This window comes from Acinetobacter sp. Ac_5812, from assembly GCF_013072695.1.
Taxonomy (GTDB): Bacteria; Pseudomonadota; Gammaproteobacteria; order Pseudomonadales; family Moraxellaceae; genus Acinetobacter.
The window spans coordinates 25,049-41,734 of sequence record NZ_LXUK01000006.1 but is presented as its reverse complement, the minus strand read 5'-3'; the positions used below and the strand labels follow the sequence as shown (position 1 = coordinate 41,734).

Here is a 16,686-nt window from a genome sequence, read left to right as displayed (position 1 = left end):
AATTGATATTCAGAAACTTTCAATATTTTGAAGACAAATCATATAAATAAAACTTCAATAAAATGATAAAAATCATAACATCAGAATTAAGCGTCAATATTTAAAACACAATCGTTTTTATAGATTAATTAAAAAAATCAACAAATTAACAACATTACTGAACAATTAAGGATGAAAAATTATTTAAGTTTCCACTGCAACAATTAGATACAATTGGAAAAACCAATCCAAAACAAATGCATATAGAAATGACAATGATTATTCTTTGCATAAATTTTTACACTCTTAGGCGTGCCCAATGTCTTTTATTAAATCACGGAAGAAGCTCGTTTCTTCTGCAATTGCATCATCACTCTCAGTCATTGCAGTACCAGCGATTGCACAAGATCAGGCAGTTCAACTACCAACGATTCATGCTCAAGCAGAAAAAGAACAAAGTCTTAAAGTAGATAAATCTGCAAATACTAAGTTTGTTGCCCCACTTTTGGATACACCAAAATCTGTTTCTGTAATTTCAAAACAACTGATTGAAGATACTCAAGTTACAACTTTAAGTGACGCACTTCGTACTGTGCCTGGCATTACATTGGGTGCTGGCGAAGGTGGTAACCCAAATGGTGACCGCCCATTTATTCGCGGCTATAACTCTGAAAGTTCAATGTATGTAGATGGTATTCGTAATTCAACCTCTCAAAACCGTGAAATGTTTGCGGTTGAACAAGTTGAAGTAACTAAAGGTTCTGCCTCTGCCCTAGGTGGTGCAGGTACGTCTGGTGGTAGTATCAACATGATTTCTAAAGTTGCTAAAAAAGGTGACGCTTTAGAAGGTTCGATTTCTGGCGGTACAGACAACTATGCCCGTATTACTTTAGACGGGAATAAAGATTTTGGTAATGGCATTGCAGGCCGTGTAGTAGTCATGGGGCACCAAAATGAAAAAGCTGGGCAACATGATGGTGCTGAATATAAGCGTGCAGGTATCGCACCAAGCATTACCTTTGGTCTAGATACAGCAACTCGTGGCACCTTAAGTTACTACTACTTAAAAACTAACGATGAACCAGATTCAGGTATCCCATATAACAATCCTTTTGCTGCAACAAATGCAAATGCAAAATTAAATGGAAATGGTAAACCTATTGATGTAAAACAAGGCTCTTACTATGGTTGGAAAGATCGTGATTTCCAAAAACAAGAAAATCAAGCTGGTACTTTTAAGCTAGAACATGACTTAACAGAAAACTTAACTTTAAGTAATACAGCTGTTTATACAAATTCTAAAAATGATTATTTGTGGACGAACCCAGACGACTCTAAAGGTAATTTCATCAATAAGACAACAGGCGCCGTTGATGGTTCAATTTGGAGACGTGCAAACTCTCGTGTAGCTGATACAGATGGTTTTACTGATCAACTCGCTTTAGCAGGTAAGTTTAATACGGGCACTGTAAAGCACCGCTTTAATACTGGTGTAGAGTACAGCGATCAGAAAACGAATCGTACACAATATATTATTAATGGTTTAGATAGCACAGGAAGTGCGAATAGTGCCTGCACCCCTGCTACACTAGCATCTGGATGGTGTACATCTGTACTTAACCCAGGTGACGCTGCATGGACAGGTTCTCTAAGTACAAATGGTGCTGATCGCTATAATATCCGTAGCAAAAACCAGTCTGTTTATATCTTAGATAATATTGAACTAAACCCACAGTGGCTCTTAGATTTAGGCGTTCGTTGGGATAAATTTGATACAAAACAAACCATGACTTATGGTGCGCGAAATAGCAGTGTAATTGCTGCAAAACCAACTGCTAAAGCTGGTGATCAAGTTGCGATTGAAAATAATAAAAACTTCTTTAACTACCAAGCTGGTTTAACCTTCAAACCAGTTGAGAATGGAAGTGTTTATATTAGCTACGCAACTTCAGCGAACCCTGTTGGAGTTGATGGTGGTGATGGTTCTGAAGGAATCACGGCTGCTATCGAAAACCTAAAACCAGAAGAAGTTAAAACATATGAGTTAGGTACAAAATGGGATGTACTGAATAACAAACTCAATTTAACCGCTGCTATTTTCCGTACTGAAAAAACCAATACACGCGCTACTTCTGAAGATGGAACAACGAAAAATATTGGTGAAACACGTGTTGATGGTATCGAACTTGGCGTAAATGGTAATATCACTGACAAATGGGCTATTGCTGCTGGTTATACATATCTTGATAGCGAACTTGTTGATGGTGGCTATACAAATGTTGGGACAACGACTGCTCCAATCTACCAAGCAAATCCAAGTAATGGTAATCAAGTTCAAAACGTTGCGAAAAATAGCGCTACGCTTTGGACCACTTACCAAGTTTTACCAGTGTTAACTCTTGGTGCTGGCGCGATTGCAATGGATAAAGTCTATGGCAATGCAACTAATACCAAATGGGTTCCAGGTTATGTACGCTATGATGCAATGGCTCGTTATAACGTAAATAAAAATGTTGATTTACAATTAAATGTCAACAATTTATCTGATAAACGTTACTTTACAAAGGCTTATTCATCTCACTACGCGACCGAAGCTGAAGGCCGCAGTGCAGTATTATCTGTAAACTTTAAGTACTAATCCTATCAACAAAATCCATAATTTAATTATGGATTTTATTGCAAAAATAGCCTCATAATGAGGCTATTTTTTATCATTCATTGTTTTCACAAAGGTAGTTACCGTGATCCACCATATTCCTAATGTATTAAGCAAAGAACAAGTTCAGTACTTTCGTGAAGAAATGGATAAAATCGAATGGGCCAATGGAAAAGTTACGGCAGGTACTCTGTCTGCTACCGTGAAAAATAATCAGCAACTGCCTGAAGACCACCCTTTAACCCACCATCTCAGCAACATCATTTTAGAAGAACTGGGCAAACATCCCCTGTTTCTCTCAGCCGCTTTACCGTTGGATATTATCCCCCCACTTTTCAATCGTTATGAAAATCAGGAATCTTTTGGATTCCATGTTGATAATTCAATTCGTCGAATTCGTGGCACTAAAGAACGCTTACGTACTGATTTATCTTGCACTTTGTTTTTATCAGAACCTGATGAATATGAAGGCGGGGAATTGGTCATTGAAGATACCTATGGTTATCACGAAGCCAAATTACCCGCGGGTGATATGGTGCTCTACCCTTCATCTAGTCTGCATGAAGTCACTGCAATCAGCAGTGGGTGCCGAACGGCTTCATTCTTTTGGGTACAAAGCATGATCCGTGATGATGCAGAACGTAATATGTTATTTACACTGGATCAAACCATTCAAAATCTACGTATGCAGCTTGGTGATACTCATCAAGAAGTGATTAAAATGACCAATCTTTATCACAACCTCATGCGAAAGTGGGCTGAGCTATAATTCGTACACTTTTCAAAGCTTAGAGATAAAATTAACTTTTTTATCTCTAATTGATAAAAATACGGGAAATTTTCCCCATTAAAATTTAAATAGTGCAAAAAACAGGGAAATATTTTCCACTCATTCAAATTAAAATGTTTTATAGACCTTTGCAGTCGTCTGTATTTTCGCCTAGACTGAGTATCGTTAGATGATTAATATAACTGCAAAATTAAATACCCCATATGAATGGTAGATGATGAAAACAAATCGCGGCTTTACCCACCCGTCTCATACAACACATCTTGCTGCACTTCTCCTGATGCTGCGCCTTGCGCGCGTATAAATTTTTTCGCCTACATTTTTAGGCGCTCGATCCCCGAATTCGCTTTAAATTAATTCTTATAGACACCATATATATCTGTAGCACGTTGCCTTTTATTTGACTCAGCAACCATGCTACGACAAGGAGTTATCTCATGATGTTGGCTGACCCAAGCAAAAAATACCGTCGTATGTACCAGCGAGTGGATTTACCAGATCGTCAATGGCCGAATAATGAAATCAATCAAGCACCGATTTGGATGAGTACTGACCTTCGTGATGGCAACCAAGCGATTTTTGAACCGATGGATATGGATCAAAAATTAAAAATGTTCCACATGTTGGTTAAAATCGGCTTTAAGCACATCGAAATCGGCTTTCCATCAGCCTCTCAAATTGACTTCGATTTTACTCGTAAATTGATTGAAGAAAATTTGATTCCTGACGATGTCTATATCGAAGTTTTGGTGCAAGCACGTGATCATTTGATTGAACGTACCTTTGAAGCGTTGGTTGATGCAAAGCGTGCCATTGTGCATATCTATAATTCAAACTCTCCAACCTTCCGCCAGAAAGTCTTGAATGTCGATGCCAATGGCTCAAAACAACTTGCCATGAATGCGGCAAGCAAAGTCAAAGAATATGCAGCGCAATACCCTGCAACAGATTGGATTTTCCAGTACAGCCCAGAATGTTTCTCTGCAACTGAATTAGAAGTGGCCAAAGATGTCTGTGATGCGGTCACTGAAATCTGGGAAGCGTCACCGACCAATAAAGTCATCTTGAACTTGCCTGCAACTGTGGAAGTATCTACGCCGAATGTCTATGCCGATCAAATCGAATGGATGCACCGTAACTTGGCGCGTCGTGATGGCGTGATTATCTCTGTGCATTGTCATAATGACCGTGGTTGTGGTATTGCAGCATCTGAATTGGCGATTATGGCGGGTGCTGACCGTGTAGAAGGTTGTGTATTTGGTAATGGTGAACGTACGGGTAATGTGGACGTTGCTGCGATTGCCTTGAACATGTACACCCAAGGTGTTGCACCAAACTTGGACTTCTCAAATATCAATGAAATCATTGCAACAGTTGAAGAGTGTACAGGTTTACCGGTTCACCCTCGTCATCCATATGCAGGTGATTTAGTCTTTACCGCGTTCTCTGGTTCACACCAAGATGCGATTAAAAAAGGCTTCGAATTCCAGAAAAATGAAGAAATCTGGGATATGCCATATTTACCAATCGATCCGAAAGACTTAGGCCGTGACTACGATGCAGTAATTCGTGTCAACAGCCAATCAGGTAAAGGTGGTATCGCCTACTTATTGGAATCGAATTACAACGTTGCCTTACCGCGTCGTGTTCAAATCGAATTCAGTCAGATCGTACAGCAGCATACCGATGAAAATGGTACAGAAATCAGTGCGCATGAAATCTGGACCTTATTTGAAAATACTTATGTGGATGTGAAGAACAGCCATTATCAAACCAAGCATTATCAATTGTCGGATATCAATGGTACACAAATCATTGAATTAGACGTTGAAATTGACGGTGAAATTCAGCGTCTCCGCGGAGAAGGCAATGGCCCGATCTCAGCCATGTTGAATGCCTTACAGTTACCAATTGATGTAGTGAACTATGAAGAGCGCAGTATCAGTTCAGGTGCCAATGCCAAAGCACTTGCATTGATTGAGCTTCAAGTGAAAGGCACAGGTAAGAGCGCATTTGGTGCAGGTGTACATGACAACATTGTAACTTCATCAATCGAAGCCATTATTGCCTGTACCAACCGTTTGATTGAACAAGGGGTATTGACCACCGATCAAGTGGCTGCTGCAGCCGTTTAGATAAGTGAAATATCACATAATCGTCAGTAAAGCTGAGTTGTAATATCAGAAAAAATGACTTTTGAAAGGATACCTGAATTGGTATCCTTTTATTATTAATGATTTATTATAGGGCGAATCATTCCAGTGTCTTTTCCATCGGATTCAGTGGGCGTAGTCACACCACAAAAGTTTCAGTTTGAACAACCTTTAGAACTTGAATGTGGCCGTGTATTGCCGCGTTTCGATTTAATGGTTGAAACCTATGGAACCCTCAATGCAGACCAATCCAATGCCATTCTGATTTGCCATGCATTGTCAGGGCATCACCATGCGGCAGGCTATCATCATGAAGATGACAAAAAAGCTGGCTGGTGGGACAGCTGTATTGGTCCTGGAAAAGCCATTGATACCAATCACTTCTTTGTTGTTTCCTTAAATAATATCGGTGGATGCAGTGGTTCAACTGGCCCGACTTCACCAAATCCAGAAAATGAAAATCGCCCCTATGGTCCTGACTTCCCATTGGTCACGGTGCGTGACTGGGTCAAAACTCAAGCGATGTTGTCAGACCGTTTAGGCGTTAAAGTTTGGTATTCTGTGATTGGTGGCTCACTGGGCGGCATGCAAGCCCTGCAATGGTCACTGGATTATCCTGACCGCTTAAAAAAATGTGCCATTATCGCCAGTGCGCCCAAATTATCAGCCCAAAATATTGCCTTCAACGAAGTTGCGCGCCAATCGATTCTATCTGATCCTGATTTCCATCATGGTCGCTATCTGGAAAATGACAGTTATCCCAAACGCGGCTTAATTTTGGCACGTATGGTCGGTCATATCACCTACTTGTCTGAAGAAGCCATGAAACAGAAATTTGGTCGTGATTTAAAATCAGGCAAATTTATGTATGGTTTTGATGTCGAATTCCAAGTGGAAAGCTATTTGCGTTACCAAGGCGAACAATTTAGCCGCAATTTCGATGCAAATACTTACTTGATTATGACCAAGGCCTTGGATTATTTTGACCCTTCGCGTGAATATGAACATTCTTTGACGAAGGCCATGAGTCAACCGAAGTGCCAATTTTTGGTGATCTCATTTACCACAGACTGGCGTTTTAGCCCAAGTCGTTCTCAGGAACTGGTGGATGCTTTGATTGATAATCATAAGCCTGTCAGCTACTTAGACATTGATGCTGAACAAGGCCATGACTCGTTCTTATTCCCTATTCCACTGTATGTAAAAACGCTACGCGCATTTTTAGGTGGAGAACAACAGTTGCAATCGACATCGCAGGAGCAGCACTAATGCGTATAGATCAACGACTCGCCGAAAAATGGATTAACCCAAACTCTAGCGTGTTAGACTTAGGGTGTGGTGATGGTGAATTGCTGGCTCATATGAGCAAACAACACAATATTCGTGCCTATGGGCTAGAAATTGATCAAGAAAAGATTGCAATTGCCATCAGTCGGGGGTTAAATATTATCCAACAGGACTTAAACCTAGGTTTAAGCCGTTTTGCCGACCAGTCTTTTGACTCTGTGGTCATGGCACAAGCTTTGCAAGCTGTAGATGCACCCGATGTATTACTTCGTGATATGGTGCGTGTCGGCAAACAGGCCATTATTACTTTTCCAAACTTTGCGCATTGGAAGACACGTTCTTTTCTTGCCTTGAAAGGGAAAATGCCTGTTTCGGAAGCTTTACCCTATATGTGGTATAACACCCCGAATATTCATTTATGTACTTTCCGTGACTTTGAAGCCTTATGTGCTGAGAATCGGATTAAAATTATTAATCGACTTGCCGTTAATGGTGACCAACAAGGTAGTATGCTCAGTAAGCATATGCCGAACCTATTTGGTGAAGTCGCAATTTATCGAGTGAGCGCTCTATGAAAAAGACATTAATCAGCACATTTTTATTTGGTCTGATCAGTATACAAGCGCATGCTGACTATGTTGCTCAACCACAATCGGTTGCAACACAGGCAGCACGTTATTCAGTGATGGGTATCAATGAATTGCAAAGCGCGGCAAAATCTGGTCAAGCTGGGGCACAGTTTTATTTAGCAACCCGTTACCAGTTTGGTAAAGAAGTGGCTAAAGATGAAAAACAAGCTTTCACTTTATTCAAGGCAGCAGCAGATCAAGGTTTATCTGCGGCACAATTGAATGTTGGCCGTATGTATGCCGATGGTATTGGTGTAAAGAAAGACGATGCTTTAGCACGTAAATATTTCGAGAAAGCAGCAAGCAATGGCGACAACCGTGCCAGCTTTAATCTCGCAATGATGGAAGAGCAGAAGAAAAACTTTGTTGGTGCTTATCAGTGGTATGAGCTTTCAACCCGCGATGGCATGTTGGACACCAAAGTGATCAGTCTTTCTGAAGGTAAGAAAACCGCGTTGGCTGCAAACTTGACTCAAGACCAGATTCGTACTGCACGTGACCGTGCTGATAAATGGATTCAAGCCCAATAATCTTGCTTAGATCTATTGAGTGATTTTAAAAACCGACTTGTAAGAGTCGGTTTTTTATTGCTTTTACTCTAAATTGATTTAAATATAGTCCAATTTTCACTTTTACAAGAAGAACTTAAACTGTTATTTATATTAGATTCTTCATTTTTTAGCGCTCATGTTTCAGATATTTGCTGAACTCACTCAAGATCAGCCTCATCGTCCGATCTTGGAATATGCACTCCCGTATGTTGATTCTACCCTTCCTCGTGTTGCTATTGATTGTGGATGTGGTGCAGGTAATGAAGCCGCCTTCTTACTCCAGCATGATTATCTTGTTTACGCTTTTGACCCTTCTAAAGCAGCACAACAGGCGTGTCAGCATCGATTTAAAAATCATCCTAAATTCTTTTTCTCAAATCATATCTTTGAAGACTATTCATATCCGTCAGCCAGTATTATCGTTGCCCTATTCAGTCTGTTCTTTTGTGCCCCTAGCCAAATTGATCATGTACTCGCAAAGATGAAACATGCCTTGCCTCAAGGCGGCATTTTACTAATACAACTTTTAGGTCAAGATGACCCTTGGTTATTGAAACAGTCTCAGACCATGCAAGGATTTAATCGCCAGCAAATTGAACAACTGTTCATTGAAGATTATGAAATTTTATTGAATCAAGAAACTAGAACAGAACATCCAAATGCTTACGGAAAAATGAAATTCTGGAATTTCCATACACTGATCTTGAAAAAAATTTAGCATGAAATTTTCTTTTACAGTTACGCCCTATTCAGATGGAATTTATACAGGTCTTAACATGCAAATCATTCCTTATGATTTGCAACGAAATCCAAATTGTGATCATTCAATTGTCATTGATGAAATCGCATTTTCTTTAGTCGAGCACTTATTTTTAGGGAGTAAAAACCCTTGGTCACATTGGGGAAATACGTATCTTGATGCAGAAGAAATAGCACAAATTATTGCAAAACTTAATACCTATAAAATTTACTTAGAAGCTAAAAAATATTTACGCTATAACGATAATGTTCATCTTTTATTTAAACAAGAAACTAAACTTTTTAAGAAAAAATATCCGAGATACAAAACAGATGTGATCAAAATGATGGATGATCTTATACGCTTCTTAACCAATCGATTAGAACAAGATGTTGATGGTTTCACTATTATTGGCGTTTAATCATAAAGACATACAACCGATTTAGACCACCAAATCGAGTACAATTCATTTTATTTAAAATATTGAGATTTTCAGCATGTCTACCCAACCATGGCTCAACCAAGGCAGTCTTGTCCTTGCAAGTAATAACAAAGGCAAAGTAGTCGAATTTGAACATCTGTTTCAACAACTTGATCTTCCTGTCGAGATTATTCCTCAAGGTAAACTCGATATTGAAGATGCGATTGAAGACGGTCTCAGCTTTGTTGAAAATGCCATTATCAAAGCACGCCATGCCTCTAAGCTTTCAGGTAAACCTGCTCTCGCAGATGACTCTGGACTGTGTGTACCCATTTTAGGCGGTGCACCTGGGATTTACTCGGCACGCTATGCAGGTGAGCATGGTAATGATGCTGCCAACAACCAAAAACTGTTGGCCGATCTTGCGCCTTTGCGTAAAGACGGTGAAGCGATTGAAGGGATGTTTGTCTGCGTATTGGCACTGGTCACGCATGCAGAAGATCCACTGCCACAAATTTTCCAAGGTATCTGGAAAGGTGAGATTTTAGCAGCAGCACGTGGTGAAAACGGTTTCGGTTATGACCCTTTATTCTGGTTACCAGAACTCAATATTTCCAGTGCTGAACTGAGCAAAGCTGATAAAAATAAGATCAGCCATCGCGGTCAAGCGATGCAGCTATTTAAAGCCAGTTTGGTTTAAAACCCTAAAGTGCCCTCCTAGATGAGGGCATTTTTTATATGCAGCAATAGACCATAGATCACTATCACCACACAGCTCACGATGGTTCCTGCAGCAATATAACGAGCCGAAATGCCCGTACCTTGATAATGGGTTTCCAAAGCAACAATATTGGCGGCAGGCGGTAAACAAAATAAGAAAAACAGTACAGGGAGCAATGATTCAATCTGCGGAATCGCAATAAAATAATAGGTCGATGTACAGATCGCCACACCACATAAGAGCTTGAACATTAAGGTTCGCGTACTCAGCCACAAATCAGCCATATCTACGCGGGTATGTCTCAGCCACATTCCCAAAATACACATGCCCGCAAAGCTCATCCCCAATTTGGCAATATCATACAACCCCTCTAGAACAAAATTGCCCTGCCAATGATGAGCCCCCAAGAGCCATAACATCAAGGCTGCAAATAAGGCCAAGGCTGGCGGTGACTTAAGAACTTTATGCAGTGTTGCAAGGTAATTCGTCGGCCCTTCTGAAACCGCAGCAACTGCCCAAATATTGCCAAACAGTGAACCCCCAATATACAGTGCGATCATGGCACCACTGACCTGCTCCCCAAATAAGGCGATGGCAAATGGAAAACCCAGCCAGCCAATATTGCTATAACTCACACAGAGCGCTTGTAAACGATCCTTTGAGAAGTGGAAAAAACCATAAAATAGAAGAATCGATGTAATGAAACTAAATCCCATCAGTACAAAGCTACCCGCCTGATAAAACACCATGTTGTAGATGATCACCACAGGAATAAATAAGCGTGCCAATAAAGAAGATAAGATTTTCTTTGCCTGTTCCGCGACTTTGAATTGAGCAAGCAACAGCCCGAAAATAAAGGCACTGATGGGGAGAATAAAGGTCATGTCGATCTGTTTTTATCATGTCTTGATATGCTGCTTATGCTAGCACTATTTACCGTTGGGTAAATGCACTGTCTTAAAACTGCAATATAAGTGTCACATCTTTGTCATGCCAAGCTGTTGAGATATATCCAAAGTTTTATAGGAATAGAATGATGGCTGGTTTATCAATTTGGCATGTACTGATTTTTGCAATTGTGGTGATTCTACTGTTTGGTACATCGAAGCTAAAAAACCTCGGTAAAGATGTTGGCGGTGCAGTCAAAGACTTCAAAAAATCAATGAAAGAAGAAGAAGCTGCTACACCTTTAAATGAACCTCGCACCATTGATGCTCAAGTAAAAAATACTGAAAGCTCAGTAAAAAGCTAAGCGAGCACGATTATGCTGAATTTGGGAATGACCGAAATCTTTTGCTTTGCCGTGATTGCATTGCTGGTGCTCGGTCCTGATAAATTGCCAGAAGCTGCACGATTCGTAGCGAAATGGTATGGAAAAATTAAAAAGTTTATCAACAACATTCAGAACGAAATTGATCGAGAATTACGCCTTTCTGAGTTCCGCGAAGAAATGCAAAAAGAAATTGATAAAATCACTGAACTTGAACGCAGAATGCAACAACAGTTAGACGCGCTTAAAAATACACAAACGCCTTCTAAAGTTGAAGAGGTAAAAACTGAGACGAAAGCCCCAATCATCTATACGCTTTTTTCTCAGCAAGCGATCATCCCTTTCAGCCTTGAATATCAAAAGCAGTTACCTTTCAAACTCGAGTCGAAGCGACCAACTCAACCGTTTGATACAGAATTAAAGATTGCCGTATGAGCCAATTACCATCGACTTCAGTCACTCCTGAGGAATCCTTACAACAAATGCCGGTGATGCAGCATTTGATTGTGCTGCGCCAATATCTATTTAAGATTGTTGGGGTAACGATTTTTCTTTTCTTCTGCTTATTGCCTTTTAGAAATACTACCTATCAATGGCTGTCTGAGCCATTAAGACAACAGCTACCTGCAACCTCCACCATGATTGCAACCGATGTCACTGCAACATTTATGGCACCGTTTAAGCTGAATTTATTTGTCGCATTTATGCTGGCAATGCCCTATATCATTTATCAGATCTGGTCATTCATCAAACCAGCACTGTATGAAAAAGAACGTCATTTGGCCATTCCCCTCTTATTAGGCAGTATTGTGCTGTTCTATTTAGGTGTGGCATTTGCTTATTTCATTACATTACCTGCGATTTTACATTTCTTTATTAGTGTTTCCCCAGAAACAGTTGCACCAATGACAGACATCAACAGCTATCTAAGCTTCTGTCTAAAATTATTCTTGGTGTTCGGTTTTACCTTTGAAATCCCAATTATTACTTTAGTTCTGATTTTAATTGGCGTGGTCAGCACCCAAACACTGATCGAAAAGCGTCGCTTCATCGTAGTCGGGTGTTTCTTTGTCGCGATGTTTGTCACGCCACCCGATGCCCTATCGATGATCATGCTGGCAGTGCCGATGTGGATGTTATTTGAGCTCGGTCTGCTATTTGGAAAAATACTGGAAAAAAGAAATAATAGTGTCACTTAACAAGTTAAAGTGTACTTTTTGAGTTTTAAGTACATAAAAGAACACTGGTATATTTTCATAATATCAAAAAATACCAGTGTTCTTTTTTTTGAGTATTACATTCGTTGATATTGAAAGTACCCATTAAGATCAACGTTGAAAAAATGGTTGCCGTCTAATTACAATGTCCACTCTAAATACTAAAAATTCAAACCAAAACGATTACTTAACAGAAAGTTAAATTACCATAGCAGTTATCCACTGGTCGCAATCCAGCATCAAGATTACCCACATTGACTGGAGCACCAAGTAAAGCTGCTGGCAATTCCTCTGCACCGATATAAACTGTATTGGTGGTCGTATTTCCTAAACTAACCCCTGGTGCAGATAGAGAGAATCCTCGTGGTGCGCTATACCACTCGGAAGGATTACTGGCACGTTGCCATTTCAAATTATTCGGATTAGAGAATTGATTATTGTTGACTACGTTATCACCTAATGACGATAGGCTAATCAAAACAAAATCTTTAGCCCCAGCTCCTTCTACATATTGTCCATTTCCATTGATATCTTGACCAAAAATTATTTCATGGACAAATTTTAAGTTTTCCAACCAATTTACATGAATCGTCGCAATTGGCAGCTCCGCTGGGTAACGTGCTTTGACATCTTGTAAATAAGCAGTATTAGCTCTTCCCAAAGCAAGGTTATATCTATTATCTCCCATATTAGGTGCATCAACATCAATTGAAATATTCCCAATAGGAATCCCTGGAATGCCCAGGTTACAGCCTGTTCTTGATGCATTCGCACCTGTGGCACAGGTCATTGCCGGAATCTGGGAGTTAATCAGTGAAAGCCCAATATCACCACTGAGTGAATTAATTCCGGTATGTTTATCTGGGTCATTATTATATGTGAAACTCAAATCTTGCGAATTATAATTATCAGGCTCACCAGCCGTAAATTTCCCGAACGCCTCGTCAAAACCAATTTGCATGCCTACAACTTGCCGAGTGGCTGGACTATCTGGATTTTTAATCGCAAAAGATATAAATGGATTACGAAATAAGAAGTCTGAGCTAGGTCCACCATCAACAGTACTATTATTCACCATACCAGTGAAACGTACATGATCAATATCAATATCACACCCATTAGCCCCATTTACACCACCACAGCCCAATTGAAATTTTTTAATATTGGCATTTAGTTCTAAATCGGCGGTCATCCCTAAACGGTAAAATCCAATATTAGGATTTGGATTTCCTGCATCTGTCGGTGAGGTATAACTGAACCCAAATAACGATTGTGCATCCGTATCAGATAGCTCTTTATCACTTAATATCTGCAAACCAGAAGCGGCATGAATCGAAGAGCATATAGCCAAACTTACAATCCCAAAAATGAGTAAAGACCAATGTCTGTTATTCCCAAAATTTCTCATAACTTCACTCCATTGCAGTCCTGCTTTTGTGAAGAATGACCTCATAAAAACAGTAAATATCATGCTCAATTTGCATGAGCTCAGCAGTACTCAATAGATGAAGAAGGTCATATTATCTGGGTGACTAAAGTCAGTTTTTTATCTTTTGCAATTAAGAAATTACTCTAACCGTAAAAAAGCTTTGTTATGAAAATATTGATCAAATCGAGTCTTTTCCATTGGACATACAAAACCATCCCCATACAGCAGATAACGCTTGCTTTCGGTTGATGCAAATAGCAATGTAATAACAGGTGTTTGATCAAAGCGCGCTTGAGTATCAATTAAAAAGCCGACATCGCCTACCTGAATTTCATTACGAATATCTGTAAGCCGATAGCCTTTCGCGCTATAACCCAGATATTCAATAATTGTTTTAAGTTCTATGAACTTTGGATAAAACACATCCATTTTTTTAACTTTTGATTTTTGGATAGCTCTATGAATATCCATGATCTGATAGTGCTGTTGATATCGTTGGTTGAGCGCCACAGTCAGCATAACATCTGTAGGACTAAACAAGCCTTGCCGATAGGCTGTACCGAGTACAGTAGTTATAGCAGGAGCAGCATCCGAAGACTGTTCCACTAATAAACATGGCAGATGAAATGGTTTAGCCGTTGATATCGCCCAACTTAATGGTGCCATGCTTCCCAATAAGCACACACCCAAAGTAAATGGGATGAAAATACGTTTCATAATAAAATCAAGTTATAGATTTTATTAATTATTTTTACTTTCAATAGATATCGCATAACATTCTCCTTCTTCATCTGAAGAATGTTGCAAATTTAAACGAATGGTGAATAGATGAAAAAAGCCATGTGATAAGGTGAGATAAGTCATTTTCATTCCCACTCTCTATAATTATTTTATTAAATAAAATTAAAATTCATCGCTTTTAGAACTGCATGTGTTCGATCACGTGCATCAAGTTTTCGTAAAATGTCCGTCATATAGTTTTTAACCGTCCCTTCCGAAATATCTAACATTTGGGCAATGTGCTTATTGGAATATCCTCCTGCAACAAGTCTTAAAATATCCTGCTCTCGAACAGTCAAGGATTGAACTGTTTTATAACCATCTAAAGGTAGTTTTATGGTGGATGGCAGACTCATTGGCTTCAGCAAAGTTTGCCCCAGAACAAGCCGTTGTAAGGTATCGTAAAATTCCTCTGGGAGAGCATCTTTTAGCATAAAGCCTTGTGCACCAGCAGCAATAGCTGCATTGAGTAAATCAGGATCATCAAATGTCGTAATTAATAAAACTGGTGTTTTATCTCCTCGCTGGCGAAGCCTCCGCACGACCTCTATACCACTGGCATGGGACATACATATATCACTCACAATCACTTCAACGATTTGGGATCGCAAAGCATTCAAAAGCTCTTCACCATTTTGAGCCTCAATTACGACTTCAATCTCATCTATCATTTCTAAAAGGGCTTTTAGTCCAGAACGAACTAAGGCTTGATCCTCCGCCAATGCGATCCTCAACATGCTCGATATCCCTTATTGAATAGAACGGTTATTTGGTGAATAGCTTGGCGGCAAGAATTGTTCCAACAGGATATCGCGCCTGCACTGTTAATTGTCCACCAATTTCAGCCATGCGCTCACTTAATCCAATTAATCCATTACCAAATTGTGAAAGCTGATGTATACCACGACCATCGTCCTCAACGAATAAATGGACACCATTATCTATTGTCATTAACTTAATCCAGATATTTTTTGCAGCACTGTGACGTAAGGCATTGGTTAATCCTTCTTGCGCACAATGCAATAAGGTATTGGCTTGACTGATATCGTTCATACGAACTTGCGAATCAAGTTCAAAATGCAAGACAGGTGACTTGAAACCCAAATCCAATGCACGTAGTGCGGTATGTAAATTAATCCCATCATTCTGGCGTAATGTCGACACTACATGACGAATATCCTGCAACAGTTCATCTGCCAGTTGACCACATTCTTTTAAAGTCTGCCGATAAGCAGCTTCTTCTGCCGATACCAATGACAGTTGCAGCTTGAGGGCCGTCAACTTATGTCCTGCAACATCATGCAGGTCCCGAGAAAGACGCAAACGCTCTTCTGCTCGGATACTCTCCTTTAGCAATTGTCGAGTCGCCAATAGTTCACGATTAATACGCATCATTTCTGATCGAGCTTTCGTTGCATCAACCACATTCTGGAACATCAGTATAGTAAATGCCTGACAAACCATATAACCAGCAATGAGTATGACCACATTTTCAACAGACCAACCAACTCCAGCTAGAAGGTATAAAGCGATCAATACCGTGTTGGCAAACAGTAATAAAGCAACTAGCTGAACAAATGAAAATGCCCAAAACCCCATCGCCGCAATAATACACATGAGTAGAGGAAGCACTGCATTATGAAAACACCAAACTGCAACCATGACACACAACAAACTCATCAGTACCAACACTTGATCTAAAGTTGTTTTTCCTGCTAAGCATTGCGTCAAATTACGAGCTTTGACGATGGTAAAAATAATATGCAATCCGATAACTGTAAGTATTGCCATGACACCGATGACATCGGTAAGACTCCAATGCCAACCATTTTTCCACAATTGCGAAAGTGGATAACTTAAAACGACAAAGCCACATAAACATCCCATCACACAAAATTCTGTACCGAATATTGGGTTGAGAGAAAATGAGGCTAATTTTTTCATAGTCAGAGCTTAGACAATACTTATTTTTCAGTATAGGGTTTGGCGTTTCACATCCACAAGTGACTAAAGTCACCCTGATTAATGGCAACAATAATTCAGTCAAACTCTAAATGATGACTT

At 39.7% G+C, this 16,686-nt stretch carries 17 protein-coding genes; 12 read left to right on the top strand and 5 right to left on the bottom strand.

Features of this window, described 5'->3' with window-relative positions; translation table 11 throughout:
* Window positions 1–298 precede the first annotated feature (298 nt).
* From A7P55_RS05320 to rdgB, 9 genes are all read left to right on the top strand, one after another.
* Window positions 299–2,617, top strand: coding sequence for a TonB-dependent siderophore receptor (locus A7P55_RS05320; protein ID WP_171551376.1), 2,319 nt, complete (start codon window positions 299–301; stop codon window positions 2,615–2,617).
* Between the two features lie 103 nt (window positions 2,618–2,720).
* Window positions 2,721–3,404, top strand: coding sequence for a Fe2+-dependent dioxygenase (locus A7P55_RS05315; RefSeq protein WP_005185091.1), 684 nt, complete (start codon window positions 2,721–2,723; stop codon window positions 3,402–3,404).
* A gap of 458 nt (window positions 3,405–3,862) precedes the next feature.
* Window positions 3,863–5,560, top strand: a complete 1,698-nt coding sequence (leuA, locus tag A7P55_RS05310) for a 2-isopropylmalate synthase (protein ID WP_171551375.1) — start codon at window positions 3,863–3,865, stop codon at window positions 5,558–5,560.
* A 126-nt stretch (window positions 5,561–5,686) separates the two neighbouring features.
* Window positions 5,687–6,847 (top strand): homoserine O-acetyltransferase, encoded by a 1,161-nt coding sequence (locus tag A7P55_RS05305; RefSeq protein WP_171551374.1) that lies wholly within the window; start codon window positions 5,687–5,689, stop codon window positions 6,845–6,847.
* Window positions 6,847–7,440, top strand: a complete 594-nt coding sequence (gene metW / locus A7P55_RS05300) for a methionine biosynthesis protein MetW (RefSeq protein ID WP_016651551.1) — start codon at window positions 6,847–6,849, stop codon at window positions 7,438–7,440. Before A7P55_RS05305 ends, metW begins: the two co-directional genes overlap by 1 nt.
* A complete protein-coding gene (locus A7P55_RS05295) occupies window positions 7,437–8,024 on the top strand; it encodes a tetratricopeptide repeat protein (protein ID WP_216077977.1) in 588 nt (195 codons plus the stop codon). The genes metW and A7P55_RS05295 overlap by 4 nt, the downstream gene beginning before the upstream one ends.
* Before the next feature lie 157 nt (window positions 8,025–8,181).
* On the top strand, window positions 8,182–8,763 hold the full coding sequence (locus A7P55_RS05290) for a class I SAM-dependent methyltransferase (protein WP_171551373.1): 582 nt from the start codon (window positions 8,182–8,184) through the stop codon (window positions 8,761–8,763).
* 1 nt (window position 8,764) lies between these two features.
* Window positions 8,765–9,205: a hypothetical protein gene (locus A7P55_RS05285; protein ID WP_171551372.1), complete on the top strand. Its 441-nt coding sequence runs from the start codon at window positions 8,765–8,767 to the stop codon at window positions 9,203–9,205.
* 76 nt (window positions 9,206–9,281) lie between these two features.
* Window positions 9,282–9,905 (top strand): RdgB/HAM1 family non-canonical purine NTP pyrophosphatase, encoded by a 624-nt coding sequence (gene rdgB, locus A7P55_RS05280; RefSeq protein ID WP_171551371.1) that lies wholly within the window; start codon window positions 9,282–9,284, stop codon window positions 9,903–9,905.
* 17 nt (window positions 9,906–9,922) lie between these two features.
* On the opposite strand, the gene A7P55_RS05275 is transcribed toward rdgB, so the two are convergent.
* Window positions 9,923–10,810 (bottom strand): permease, encoded by an 888-nt coding sequence (locus A7P55_RS05275; RefSeq protein ID WP_171551370.1) that lies wholly within the window; start codon window positions 10,808–10,810, stop codon window positions 9,923–9,925.
* A gap of 152 nt (window positions 10,811–10,962) precedes the next feature.
* On the opposite strand from A7P55_RS05275, the gene tatA reads away from it, so the two are divergent.
* Genes tatA through tatC form a run of 3 tightly spaced genes read left to right on the top strand, consistent with a single transcriptional unit; the run spans window position 10,963 to window position 12,395 of the window.
* A complete protein-coding gene (tatA, locus tag A7P55_RS05270; protein ID WP_004678519.1) occupies window positions 10,963–11,178 on the top strand; it encodes a Sec-independent protein translocase subunit TatA in 216 nt (71 codons plus the stop codon).
* A gap of 12 nt (window positions 11,179–11,190) precedes the next feature.
* Complete coding sequence (tatB, locus tag A7P55_RS05265; RefSeq protein WP_171551369.1) at window positions 11,191–11,631, top strand: Sec-independent protein translocase protein TatB; 441 nt, start codon at window positions 11,191–11,193, stop codon at window positions 11,629–11,631.
* Window positions 11,628–12,395, top strand: a complete 768-nt coding sequence (gene tatC, locus A7P55_RS05260) for a twin-arginine translocase subunit TatC (protein ID WP_171551368.1) — start codon at window positions 11,628–11,630, stop codon at window positions 12,393–12,395. The genes tatB and tatC overlap by 4 nt, the downstream gene beginning before the upstream one ends.
* A gap of 205 nt (window positions 12,396–12,600) precedes the next feature.
* On the opposite strand, the gene A7P55_RS05255 is transcribed toward tatC, so the two are convergent.
* The 4 genes from A7P55_RS05255 to A7P55_RS05240 form a co-directional block, all read right to left on the bottom strand.
* On the bottom strand, window positions 12,601–13,821 hold the full coding sequence (locus tag A7P55_RS05255; protein ID WP_171551367.1) for a hypothetical protein: 1,221 nt from the start codon (window positions 13,819–13,821) through the stop codon (window positions 12,601–12,603).
* A 159-nt stretch (window positions 13,822–13,980) separates the two neighbouring features.
* On the bottom strand, window positions 13,981–14,559 hold the full coding sequence (locus A7P55_RS05250; protein ID WP_171551366.1) for a hypothetical protein: 579 nt from the start codon (window positions 14,557–14,559) through the stop codon (window positions 13,981–13,983).
* 176 nt (window positions 14,560–14,735) lie between these two features.
* Window positions 14,736–15,359: a response regulator transcription factor gene (locus A7P55_RS05245; RefSeq protein WP_171551365.1), complete on the bottom strand. Its 624-nt coding sequence runs from the start codon at window positions 15,357–15,359 to the stop codon at window positions 14,736–14,738.
* A 28-nt stretch (window positions 15,360–15,387) separates the two neighbouring features.
* Window positions 15,388–16,566: a histidine kinase gene (locus tag A7P55_RS05240; protein WP_171551364.1), complete on the bottom strand. Its 1,179-nt coding sequence runs from the start codon at window positions 16,564–16,566 to the stop codon at window positions 15,388–15,390.
* Window positions 16,567–16,686: the final 120 nt, after the last annotated feature.